The organism is Lysinibacillus sp. KU-BSD001 (genome assembly GCF_042920265.1).
In the GTDB taxonomy this organism is placed as follows: Bacteria; Bacillota; Bacilli; order Bacillales_A; family Planococcaceae; genus Lysinibacillus_B.
In genome coordinates this window covers 157402-169258 of sequence record NZ_JBDQZI010000003.1, presented here as the reverse complement: position 1 = coordinate 169258, position 11857 = coordinate 157402, and the positions used below count along the sequence as shown (strand labels likewise).

Here is an 11857-nt window from a genome sequence, read left to right as displayed (position 1 = left end):
TGTAAGCTTCAAATGCGAAATATATATACATTCTTCAACTATTTTCGGTTATTTATTCATCAAACTGCCCAATACATTTAAACTTTTCGTAACGTGCATCAACAAGTTGTTCAGCTGATAATGAATTTAGCTCTGCCAACACGCTTGTTAAACTTTCTTGCATCGTCAGCACTTGCTTCTCGATATTTTTATGGGCACCACCTGCTATTTCTGGAATAATGGCATCGATAATCCCCATGTCTTTCAAATCAAGCGCTGTTATTTTCATCGCTTCTGCCGCTTGTTTTGCTAATGTGGCATCCTTCCATAAAATCGAAGCGGCACCTTCTGGAGAAATAACGGAATACGTTGAATTCTCTAACATAAGAATTTTATTTGCAACACCTAGTGCTAGCGCACCACCACTACCGCCTTCACCAATGACAATACTAATAATTGGTACGCGTAAACCTGCCATCTCAAACAAGTTCCGTGCAATCGCTTCGCTCTGTCCTCGCTCTTCTGCTGCCTTTCCAGGATAAGCACCTTTTGTATCAATAAAACAAATAATTGGACGCCCAAATTTTTCTGCCTGATACATAAGGCGTAGCGCTTTTCGATAACCTTCAGGATGTGGCATACCAAAATTACGGCGAATATTTTCTTTTGTTGACTTCCCTCGTTGATGCCCTATGACCGTTACTGGCTGGCCGTTAAACAAAGCCACTCCACCAACAATCGCTGCATCATCTCCGTAAACGCGATCCCCGTGTAATTCGATAAAATCGGTAAACATCTTTTCAATATAATCAAGTGTCGTTGGACGTTCAGGATGTCTCGCTACTTGCACACGATCCCACGGTTCCATATTACTATATAAACTTTGTTCTAGTTGCATTAAACGTGCTTCTAGCTTTTCAATTTCTCCGTTCATATCAACATCTGCAATTTCAGCAATTTGCTTGAGCTCTTCAATCTTCTCTCGCAACTTTATAACAGGTTCTTCAAACGTCATTGTTTTAGACATGTGTAGCCCCTCCTTTTACATGTAACTTGACAAGTGTGGCGATTTTATCACGCATGTCACTTCGTTTAAAAATGGCATCTAGTTGGCCGTGTTCAAGTAAAAACTCTGCTGTTTGAAAATCCTCTGGTAATTTTTCTCGTACAGTTTGTTCAATGACACGACGACCCGCAAAACCGATTAACGCTTGTGGCTCTGCAATATTATAGTCACCAATTGATGCAAAACTTGCTGATACACCACCTGTTGTTGGGTGTGTCAAAATCGAAATATACAGGAGTCCTGCTTCACTATGTCGCTTTAGTGCCACACTTGTTTTAGCCATTTGCATTAATGACAAGACACCTTCCTGCATGCGGGCGCCTCCACTCGCTGTGAAAATAATAAACGGTACACGGAGCTCTGTTGCACGCTCAATGGCACGCGTAATTTTCTCACCTACTACAGAACCCATCGATCCCATACGGAAATGTGAGTCCATAACAGCGACAATTACACTCTCTCCTTTTAGCTTTCCTTCGCCTGTTAATACGGCTTCGTTCAAACCCGTTTTTTTCATATCGACTTGTACTTTCTCAACATACGCCGGGAAGTTCAACGGATTTGTTGTTTGTAGATGATCATCAAAACTTTCAAAAGTCCCTTCATCTAGAAAGCTAGCAATTCGTTCTTGTGCTGTCATTTTTAAATGATGCTGACAGCTTGGACATACTTTTAAGTTTTGCTCGATCTCTTTTGATAGATGAATTTTTCGACATGCTGGACATTTCATCATTAGTCCTTCTGGAAAAGTCTTTTCATTTCCAGTTTGTATAGTTACACTACGCTTTTTTGATTTTGAAAATAAATCACGAATTGACATATATATTCCTCCCTTAAAGCTGTTTCATCCAGTCGTTATACGCTTCAATTGCTTCTTCTACATAACCCATTTGCATAGACTTGATGAGCATTTGTAACACTCGCTTCTCTTGTTCTGTTACTAGCTCTTTCAATGATGTCATACTATATGCTGTGAGTTGCATCCATATTTTTAAGCTAAGACGATTTCCTGCAGCAACTATACACTCTCTTAAAATAGCATCTCGTTTTAGCTCCTGCTGAAGTTCTAATTGTATAAATAAACTATCCCAAATCGGTAAATTTCTCAGTTGTATATCTTGACATATGACACGGATCGCTTCGCGTTCGTGCATTTCACGTGTAGCATGAACATCTAGCTGTGACTTTTCTCCTTGTAAAATAAAGGATGATAAAATCTCAATAAGTTGATGACCACCAACATCAGCTAAAAACGTTCCGCCACCATGTTTTGTTTCAATCAGTCCGAGCAGTTCTAAGCTACGGAGTGCCTCACGAACTGACGATCTGGATACATTTAGTTTTTCACATAACACACGTTCAGACGGTAATTTATCACCCGGTTGAATTCGCTGATCCACGATAAGCTCTCGTAGCTGTTTAACGATTTGTAAAAACATTTTCTTCGCTGGCTTTTGTTCCATTACTACTCACCTCGCAATTCCACCAAAAGTGGTCTGACCATTTATGTTACTACTATACAAAACAGCTATACAAAAGTAAAGAAAAAACAGTCAAAAACGCTTAGTTCTTGTAATAAGTTAAATAATTCAGAAAACTAAGTTAGCGAAACACATCACATAGTCTAAATAACCTATATTATCCATTGCACCCTAATGCATATAAAATAATCATTTTCATATTGTTAAATAAGGAAAAGAACATAATGTCTCCTGCATTTTAATATGTCATTTTTCATTTATAATTGACATTTATTTGTTATAACTTCACAATAACTATAACAACATTTAAAGGATTGATTTTAGATGGCTGGCTTCTTCAAAAGATTATTTGCAAGCAAAGAAATTCCTGTCGAAAGTCGCTATGATGAAAAAGGATTCAATGTTTACGGCATACATAAAAACGGCACAAAGTATGATGAACAAGGATTTGATATTCGCGGCTTTAATAAAAACGGCAAAACGAGAAATAGACGTTACTATGACGAGAATGGATTTGACGCGAAAGGCATTCATCAAACAGGGAAAAAGTATATCGGAGGCTATGATTGCTTTGGCTATGATGCACTCGGGTTTAATAAAGACGGATGGAACCGAGAAGGCTTTTATAAAGACGGCTTTAATAAGCAAGGGTTCGACCAAGATGGGTTTGACCGTGACGGGTGGAATAAGTACGGGTTTAATCGGGATGGCTTCCATAAAAACGGCACTCTTTTTGACAAAAAAGGCTTTGCACTGGATGGTTTTAATCGGGATGGACTGGACCGTGACGGCTTTAACCGCGGCGGGTTTGATAAAGATGGCTTCAACCGAGATGGATTCGATATAGAAGGGTTCAATAAACAAGGATTCGACCGTGACGGCTTTAATCGAAAAGGATTTAATAAAAAAGGGTTCGATCGCGATGGCTATAACGCATTTGGCTTTAATGCAGAAGGATTCGATCGCGATGGCTATAACAAAAACGGATTGGACGCACAAGGGTATGATCGCAACGGCTTTAATCAGCACGGCTTTAATCGGGAGGGACTCAATAAAGACGGATTCAATAGAGATGGGTTTAATATACACGGGTATGATCGAAACGGCTTTGATCAATCAGGCTTTAACAAAGACGGATTGAATCCACAAGGATATGATCGCCATGGCTTTAACAAAGACGGGTTGAATCCACAAGGGTATGACCGAAATGGATTTAATCAACATGGATTCGATGTATTTGGGTTCGACCGCGATGGTTATGATAAACAAGGCTTTAATCGCTTAGGACAAAAGCGAAGCGAGCAGTAACTAGTTTTAAAATAAAGAAGGCAAACGACCACCTGTAATGGTCGTTTGCCTTCTTTCTATTGAATCATAATTTGCTTCACTTTAATTTGTGGTTTGTTAAAACGATATTCGAGGAGCCCTTCTATATAAACAAAAGCTTCTTCTTGTAACCTTTCTCGTACTTGTTGATATTCTTTCGGGAACAAGGTTAAAGAGATGCTACCAAATTCATCTTCCAGCTGAACAAATGCCATTAACTCCCCTTTTTTTGTACGTAATTGGCGGACATCGATAATAACCCCAATACATTTTACATAACTATTTGGTGGCATCGTTCTCATTGTTTGCATCGTGACATTTACTTGCGGGCTCTGTTGACGAAGCTTTGCCACTGGATGTTCCGACAAATAAAAGCCGAGTACTTCTTTTTCAAATTGTAGCTTTAGCTTCTCTGACATTGGCTCCACTTGTACGTATTTTGGTTTCCCAAACGTAAGGAACAAATCAGAAAATAAACTTTCCTCTTCATTCGGACGTACAAGCTCTGCCTGCTTGACGGCAGCTTCAATCGTTTCTAACAGGACCGCGCGATCACGTCCTAATTCATCAAGTGCCCCTGCTTTAATAAGCGGCTCGATTGCTTTTCGATTAAATATAGCTGCACTTAGCGATACGGCCAAATCAAATAAATCTTCAAATGGCTGCTGTCGCTCGTCTCGGACAGCCATTAGCTTTTGTAAAAATGGCTGTGGAACTCCTTTAATGGCCGATAAACTAAACCGAATACGGCCATTCTCTACTTTAAAATGGCGGACTGATTTATGAATGGACGGTGGCAAAATTTCAATCCCACGTTGCTTTGCTTCCGTTAAAATTTGTAGTAGCTTTTCTTGATTCCCCGTGGCATTTGTTAGTAATGCGGCATAAAAATTGACCGGATAATTCGCCTTTAAATAAGCAAGTTGATATGAAATCATACTATAAGCTACAGCGTGACTTTTCGGGAATCCATAATCAGCAAAGCGCACAATTAATGCATAAATATCTTCTGCCGTTTGGGCATCATAGCCTTGGTGAAGCGCTCCCTCTACAAAGTGGGCTTGTTCTTTTTCAAGTACTTCACGATTTTTCTTACTTACAGCACGACGGAGTAAATCGGCTTCCCCTATTGTAAATCCAGCAAACACATTGGCAATTCTCATAATTTGCTCTTGATATACGATAACGCCATACGTTTCACGCAAAATAGGCTCTAGTACTGGGTGTGGCATTTCCACTCGTTCCATACCGTGCTTACGGCGCGCGTAAACGGAAATAAACTCCATTGGTCCTGGACGATACAAAGCATTTACGGCGACAATATCTAAAAAATGCGTTGGCTGTATTTCACGTAAAGCATTACGCATACCTTCTGATTCTAATTGGAAAATACCTGCTGTATCCCCTGTAGCAAGGAGCTGAAACGTTTTGGCATCATTCATTGGTAGTCGATTTAAGTCGAGTGTGATCTGATGGGTAAACTGAATAGAACGATAAATTTGCTCTAAAATCGTTAAATTTCGCAAGCCTAAAAAATCCATTTTTAAGAGTCCACTTTTTTCAACCTCTTGCATTGGCCACTGCGTTAAATACACACCATCATGCCCTTCTTCAATCGGGATGACTTCCACAAGCGGCACAGGACTTAACACAACACCCGCTGCATGAGTAGAAGCATTACGTGGTAACCCTTCTAAACTTTGCGCAGCAGCAAACCATTTGGCGCGAACGGGTTGCTGTCCAATCCACTCCCGCAACGCTTGCGATTCTTCATACGCTTGTGATAGTGTAATCCCTTGACGATTCGGAATCGATTTTGAAATCATTTCCAGTGCTTCATTGTCAAAATGGAACATACGAGCCACATCTCGTGCAACAGCTTTAGCAGATAACGTACCAAATGTAATAATTTGCGCGACATACTGCTTCCCATATTTTTGTGCGACATACTGTATAACTTCTTGGCGACGTGTATCCACAAAATCAATATCAATATCAGGTAAAGACACACGTTCAGGATTTAAAAAACGCTCAAATAATAAGTCGTATACAAGTGGATCGACTTGTGTAATGTGCAATGCATAGGCGACTAAAGAACTTGCGGAAGAACCGCGTCCTGGTCCTGTTAAAATAGTAGCTTCCCTTGCAAAACGCATAAAGTCTTCAACAATTAAAAAATAATCCGCATATCCCATGGAGCTAATAATCGTTAGTTCATACTGCAAACGCTCTCTATACGCACTCGGAATATCGTTCGTTTGCAATCGATACTTTAAACCTGCCATCGCATGCTGATATAATACTTGTTCCGCTGTTTCCCCCACATCAACCGAGAATTTTGGCATATATGTTTGATGAACGCTCACATCAACTCGGCAGCTAAGTAACAGTGTACGGGTATTTTCCAACCACTCTTCCCGATCACTAAATAACGCATAAAATTCATCGGCAGTTAGCAAAAATTGATGCTTTGATTTATTGCCTTGTAATGAATCACCAAGTTTTACTCCCGTATCAATAGCCCTTGCTACTTCATAAGCAAAATGGTCCTCTGGATATAAAAATGTACTTTCGTGAAGTGCGATAATATGACAGCCGATGTTCTGAGCAAGTTGCTCTATTACCTGTTCTTCTGGCGCACGCTCATTTCTTCGTGCAACACCGATATATAGCTCATCATTAAATAATGCTTTTAAGTCTTGAATAAACGAGCGGCTATCTTCTCGAAGCCAGCTACACTGCTCATCCATTGCTGGAATAACGGCAGTACATCCATTTGCATATCCAGCTAACCAACGCCACGGAAGCAGTTCATCTTCCCGAATCGCTACCGCACTACTCATTTTCAATAAACTTTTGTAACCTGTGTTATTTTTCGCATATAGCACGAGTGAACGTGACACGTCTTCTGTAAATTGTACGCGCACCGATAACCCAATGACTGCATGAATGCCTGCCTTTTGGATTGCAGACATAAAAGGCAAAAGCCCGTACAATTTAGAATTAACCATTGCACAAGCTTCCGCCTTTTGCTGTTGTAAAAAAGGGATGAGCGTTTCTAAACGAATCGTACTTTTTAATAAATCGGCACTTGTCCGTACTTGTGGATAAACGATTGGTCGCACTATTTCATCCCCTCCTCCTATTTATCGATAGTTACGACAAAGCTCTTTTAAATCTTCAATGACACGGTCTGCCTCTTCCCAAGAATAAACAGTCGCACCCGAAGCTAACGGGTGACCCCCACCTTTATATTTCTTCGCTAATTGATTAATAATTGGTCCTTTTGAGCGTAATCGTACTCGAATCGAATCTTGTTCTTCAATGAAGATGATCCATGCGCAAATCCCTTTCACATTCCCTAAAGAGCCAACAAGCAATGATGTTTCAGCAGGCGTGACATCAAATTCTTTTAAGACATCTTGTGTTACTTTAATATAGGCTGCACCATTTTCATCAATGATAAAGTTTTGATATAAGTAGCCTTGTAAATGTAATAGCTTGCGATCCATTTCATACATACCGTCATAAACCGCATTACGATCGAAATTATACTGAATTAAGTGACCAGCTGTTTCAAATGTTTTTAATGTAGCACTCGGGAATAAGAAACGCCCTGTATCACCAACGATGCCTGCAAATAATAGACGCGCTGCTTCATCCGAAAGCGTCCAATTTTTGTACACTTTCCCTTCCTCATAAAGTTCATAAATCATTTCTGAACAAGAGCTAGCTGACGTATCTACCCATAGAAAATCACCATATTGGTCATCATTTGGATGATGGTCGATTTTTATAAGAAAATCCCCATTTCTGTAACGCTCGTCATCAATACGCTCTGTATTGGCTGTATCCGTTACAATGACTAATGCCCCTGTATATACTTCATCTGCTACTTTTTCAGGTATACGCATAAATGTTAAGGAATCATCATGTTCTCCGACTGTATATACTTTTTTAGTCGGATAATTGTGTTTGATGATTTCTGCTAGTCCAAATTGCGAGCCGTATGCATCCGGATCTGGACGTACGTGACGATGTACAATAATGCAATCATAATTTTCAATTGTGTCAATGATTTGTCTTTTCAAAACTATTCCTCCTGTTATTTAGTGAATTCCGTTCGCATTTTTCTACCAAAATCGTTACAATAATATCAGCTTTGCTTTAAAAACGGGAGGTTCACCATGAATATATTAAATTCTTTATTCGTTGTGGGTATTATCGTATCTTTCGTTGCGTACTTCTATTATAAAACGAAACAATACCGTTCAACACTACCTATTCGAAAAAAATGGTATACAGCTAAAGCTGGTGTCGCATTAGGTGTATTTATGATCTTTTTGGGGCTAAATGTACCTATTATCTACACTACGTTGATTGGTTATGCTGTTGCTAGCATGTTTATCCTCATGGGCGCAGGACTAGCATTCAGTAACTATAAACGCGCACGTCACGAAGGAATGTACGTGGAAGAAGAATACGAATTAAATAAATAAAGCAAGGGGCGTGTATAGCACGCCCCTCTTTTGTTGTATCAACGTTCCAGTAATTGGAACATCATCATCGCTTTTCCGACAAGCACGGAGCCATTGAATACTTCGAAATCCATTTTTACGAATTTACGACTCATATCTAAAATACGAGGCTTCACCATTAATACGCTCTCCATTTGCACGGGCTTAATAAAGTAAACCGTCATATTTTCAGCAACAGCGTCACCACGCTTACGACGTTTTAAAGCAAATGCTCCTACTTCTGACAGCAACGTTGTAAAAGCACCATATGAAAGAGAACCGAACTGATTTGTCATTTGCGGGGTTACCGTAAACTCTACGACTACGTCTTCCTCTCCCATCACTTTCATTTCATTCTTTACTAAATCATCAATCGTTTCGCCATGTTGCGGCTGGCGTTGTGCTGTTTGGATCGCCTTTAATACATCTTGACGACTAATAACCCCTTGCAACACGCCGTCTTCTCCCACTACAGGAATTAAATCAATCCCTTCCCAAATCATGCGGTGACCTGCTGATGCAACACTTGTTTTCATAGAAGCTGCAATCGGATTCTTCGTCATGACCTTTTCAAGTAGCTCATCATCTTCCTTACCAAGTACGTCCTTTGTTGTGATCATCCCGACTAATTTATTTTGCGTGTTCACAACGGGGAAAGCACCGTGACCTGTTTGTGCATTTTTCTTACGGAAATGCATAATCGTTTGGTCATTTCGTAAAACAGCCGTATTTTCAATCGGAATGTAAATATCTTCGATTAATAAAATATCTTTTTTAATTAACTGGTCATAAATGGCGCGGTTAATCATTGTAGCTACTGTAAACGTATCGTAACTTGTTGAAATAATCGGCAATTCCAACTCATCCGCGAGGCGTTTATTTTCATCCGTCGTATCAAAACCGCCTGTAATGAGTACAGCGGCCCCTGCTGTTAATGCTTGCTCATGCGCTTGGGTACGATTACCGACAATCAGTAAGCTTCCTGAATCTGTGTACCGCATCATATCTTCTAACTTCATGGCCCCGATTACAAACTTTGTTAACGTTTTATGTAAGCCATCTTTTCCACCTAACACTTGTCCATCGACAATGTTTACAATTTCCGCAAAAGTTAAACGTTCGATATTTTCTTTCTTTTTCTTTTCGATCCGAATTGTTCCAACACGCTCAATTGAACTTACGAGGCGACGATTTTCGGCCTCTTTAATCGCACGGTAAGCCGTTCCCTCACTCACTTGCATTTCCTTTGCAATTTGTCGTACTGAAATTTTATCTCCAACAGGTAATGATTCTATATATTGCAAGATTTTTTCATGTTTTGTTGACACATTATCACCTATTCCTCATCATTCATTCCTGCACATAGTGTAACATATTTCTACAATTTATTACGAAAAATAAAAGAAAGCGCTTTAATTCACTGAAAATTGTTACATAGCAACAACCTTATACCTATTAAGATGTTTGAATGAAACAAAAAGTGTAAACAGAGCCTAAATTTCAGCTTTGTTTACACTTAGTGAAATACTACCTAAACTTTACATATTCACCTGGTTTTAAAATTTGGACTTCCGCATCCTCTACTAAAGACGCAAAATAGTGAGGATCTACTTTAATATAATCGAACGTGTTGTAATGAATCGGCACGACAATTTTCGGTTTAATTAATGATACGGCATAAGCTGCATCATCAGGTCCCATTGTAAAGTTATCGCCAATCGGAATTAATAACACATCAACTGGATGACGTTCAGCTAATAATTTTAAATCCGAAAATAACGCTGTATCTCCCGTATGCCAAATATTGAGCCCTTCTGCCATAAACATAATTCCACCTGGCATACCTGTATAAATAATGTCGTTGTTTTCTGTTACATATGATGAACCGTGGAAAGCTTGTGTAAACTTCACTTTCCCAAAATCAAATTGACGGGAACCACCGATATGCATCGGATGTGCGTTAACTCCTTGCCAACTGATGTAATTCGCCAATTCATTCGGTGCAACGACTAGCGCGCCACTTTGTTTAGCAATCGGAATCGTGTCACCGAAATGATCATTATGACCATGCGTGAGAAGAATCGCATCAGGCATTTGTTCCTCCACTTTTAAATCGCATAATGGGTTTCCGTTAATAAACGGGTCGATTAAAATGGTTTTACCTTCCGTTTCGATTTTGACAACCGAGTGACCATGGTATGAAACTTTCATATTCGTATCCTCTCCTTGAAACTTTCTCATCGTATTTATTTCGCTAATCGTGCAAGAAACCCTTTTTTTTGATATGCTTTTATAGCAATTAACACACAATTGCAAGGAGGCACTATGATGACAAAACTTGAATTATTACAAACTTACTTAAAAGAACAACAATTGGATGCTGCTTTTATTACAACACCAGATAATGTGTTTTATTTTTCTGGCTTTCATAGCAACCCACATGAGCGCTTACTAGGGGTAATGGTCTTCCAAGAGGCAGAACCCTTTTTAATTTGTCCACAAATGGAAGTACCTGATGCAGTAGCTGCTGGCTGGTCATTCGAAGTAGTCGGACATGTTGATACAGAAAACGCATGGGATGTTGTTGCAAAAACACTGGCTAAACGTCACGTAAAAATTGCAACGATGGCCATTGAAAAAGCACATTTAACAGTGGAGCGTTTAGAAGAATTAGTGGCACGCTACCCAGATGCTAAATTTGCACGATTAGATGATCAAATCAATGCGATGCGCGTCATTAAATCCGAAGAAGAGCTCGTAAAAATGCGCAAAGCTGCAGAACTAGCAGACTACGCCATTCAAGTAGGCTGTGATGCAATCGCTGAAGGTAAAACAGAGATGGATGTATTAAATGAAATCGAATCAGCGATTAAAGCAAAAGGCTATGCTATGAGCTTTGATACAATGGTTCTTGCTGGGGAGAAATCCGCATCACCACACGGAGTACCAGGAAACCGTAAAATCCAACGTGGCGATATGATTTTATTTGATTTAGGTGTTATATACGAAGGCTATTGCTCAGACATTACACGTACGGTCGCTTTTGGCGAAGTGAGTGAGGCACAACGCGCTATTTATAATACGGTCCGAAAAGCAAATGAAGACGCAATTGTTGCCGTCAAACCTGGTGTAACAGCCGCTACTTTAGATCAAATTGCACGTGACGTAATTACGGAAGCAGGTTACGGAGACTATTTTACGCATCGTTTAGGTCACGGTCTTGGTATTTCCGTACATGAATTCCCTTCTATTAATGGTGCAAACGATCTTGTGCTGACAGAGGGCATGGTCTTCACAATCGAACCTGGCGTATATAAATCAGATGTCACAGGCGTTCGCATTGAAGATGATGTCGTTGTGACAAAAGATGGCGTTGAAGTATTAACAACATTCACAAAAGAATTAGTCATTATTGAAGGATAAAAAAAATCCCGCAGTTGTGTGAACTGCACCCCAATTGTTAGACACATCTAACAATTGGAGGTGCA

The 11857-nt window shown here is 39.7% G+C and carries 10 protein-coding genes; 3 read left to right on the top strand and 7 right to left on the bottom strand.

Features of this window, described 5'->3' with window-relative positions:
- Nucleotides 1-52 precede the first annotated feature (52 nt).
- The 3 genes from AAGS61_RS06195 to AAGS61_RS06185 are packed head-to-tail and all read right to left on the bottom strand — an operon-like array spanning nt 53 to nt 2508.
- Nucleotides 53-1006 (bottom strand): acetyl-CoA carboxylase carboxyltransferase subunit alpha, encoded by a 954-nt coding sequence (locus AAGS61_RS06195; protein ID WP_391368841.1) that lies wholly within the window; start codon nt 1004-1006, stop codon nt 53-55.
- Nucleotides 999-1865, bottom strand: a complete 867-nt coding sequence (gene accD / locus AAGS61_RS06190; RefSeq protein WP_391368838.1) for an acetyl-CoA carboxylase, carboxyltransferase subunit beta — start codon at nt 1863-1865, stop codon at nt 999-1001. The genes AAGS61_RS06195 and accD overlap by 8 nt, the downstream gene beginning before the upstream one ends.
- Nucleotides 1866-1878: 13 nt before the next feature.
- Nucleotides 1879-2508: a FadR/GntR family transcriptional regulator gene (locus AAGS61_RS06185; protein ID WP_391368835.1), complete on the bottom strand. Its 630-nt coding sequence runs from the start codon at nt 2506-2508 to the stop codon at nt 1879-1881.
- 342 nt (nt 2509-2850) lie between these two features.
- Here AAGS61_RS06185 and AAGS61_RS06180 point away from each other — a divergent pair, with 342 nt between their 5' ends.
- Entirely contained in the window at nt 2851-3834 is a 984-nt protein-coding gene (locus AAGS61_RS06180; RefSeq protein ID WP_391368832.1) for a hypothetical protein, read from the top strand.
- A gap of 56 nt (nt 3835-3890) precedes the next feature.
- Here AAGS61_RS06180 and dnaE read toward each other — a convergent pair whose 3' ends face one another.
- Together dnaE and AAGS61_RS06170 are read right to left on the bottom strand one after the other, a co-directional pair.
- Nucleotides 3891-6977: a DNA polymerase III subunit alpha gene (gene dnaE, locus AAGS61_RS06175; RefSeq protein ID WP_391368829.1), complete on the bottom strand. Its 3087-nt coding sequence runs from the start codon at nt 6975-6977 to the stop codon at nt 3891-3893.
- A 21-nt stretch (nt 6978-6998) separates the two neighbouring features.
- Complete coding sequence (locus AAGS61_RS06170; protein ID WP_391368826.1) at nt 6999-7943, bottom strand: DHH family phosphoesterase; 945 nt, start codon at nt 7941-7943, stop codon at nt 6999-7001.
- Nucleotides 7944-8039: 96 nt separating this feature from the next.
- Here AAGS61_RS06170 and AAGS61_RS06165 point away from each other — a divergent pair, with 96 nt between their 5' ends.
- A complete protein-coding gene (locus AAGS61_RS06165) occupies nt 8040-8351 on the top strand; it encodes a YtpI family protein (protein WP_391368823.1) in 312 nt (103 codons plus the stop codon).
- A gap of 38 nt (nt 8352-8389) precedes the next feature.
- On the opposite strand, the gene AAGS61_RS06160 is transcribed toward AAGS61_RS06165, so the two are convergent.
- The gene (locus tag AAGS61_RS06160; RefSeq protein WP_391368820.1) at nt 8390-9697 is read right to left on the bottom strand and encodes a DRTGG domain-containing protein; all 1308 of its coding nucleotides are present in this window, start codon (nt 9695-9697) and stop codon (nt 8390-8392) included.
- Between the two features lie 199 nt (nt 9698-9896).
- Nucleotides 9897-10580, bottom strand: coding sequence for a metal-dependent hydrolase (locus AAGS61_RS06155; protein WP_391368817.1), 684 nt, complete (start codon nt 10578-10580; stop codon nt 9897-9899).
- Nucleotides 10581-10697: 117 nt separating this feature from the next.
- Here AAGS61_RS06155 and AAGS61_RS06150 point away from each other — a divergent pair, with 117 nt between their 5' ends.
- Entirely contained in the window at nt 10698-11792 is a 1095-nt protein-coding gene (locus AAGS61_RS06150; RefSeq protein ID WP_391368814.1) for a M24 family metallopeptidase, read from the top strand.
- The last annotated feature ends 65 nt before the right edge of the window (nt 11793-11857 follow it).

Bases quoted from the DNA above. Each gene is read 5' to 3' on its own strand.
- AAGS61_RS06155 (WP_391368817.1), bottom strand. From the start codon at position 10,580: ATGAAAGTTTCATACCATGGTCACTCGGTTGTCAAAATCGAAACGGAA.
- AAGS61_RS06165 (WP_391368823.1), top strand. From the start codon at position 8,040: ATGAATATATTAAATTCTTTATTCGTTGTGGGTATTATCGTATCTTTC.
- AAGS61_RS06180 (WP_391368832.1), top strand. From the start codon at position 2,851: ATGGCTGGCTTCTTCAAAAGATTATTTGCAAGCAAAGAAATTCCTGTC.
- AAGS61_RS06150 (WP_391368814.1), top strand. From the start codon at position 10,698: ATGACAAAACTTGAATTATTACAAACTTACTTAAAAGAACAACAATTG.
- AAGS61_RS06185 (WP_391368835.1), bottom strand. From the start codon at position 2,508: ATGGAACAAAAGCCAGCGAAGAAAATGTTTTTACAAATCGTTAAACAG.
- AAGS61_RS06195 (WP_391368841.1), bottom strand. From the start codon at position 1,006: ATGTCTAAAACAATGACGTTTGAAGAACCTGTTATAAAGTTGCGAGAG.
- accD (WP_391368838.1), bottom strand. From the start codon at position 1,865: ATGTCAATTCGTGATTTATTTTCAAAATCAAAAAAGCGTAGTGTAACT.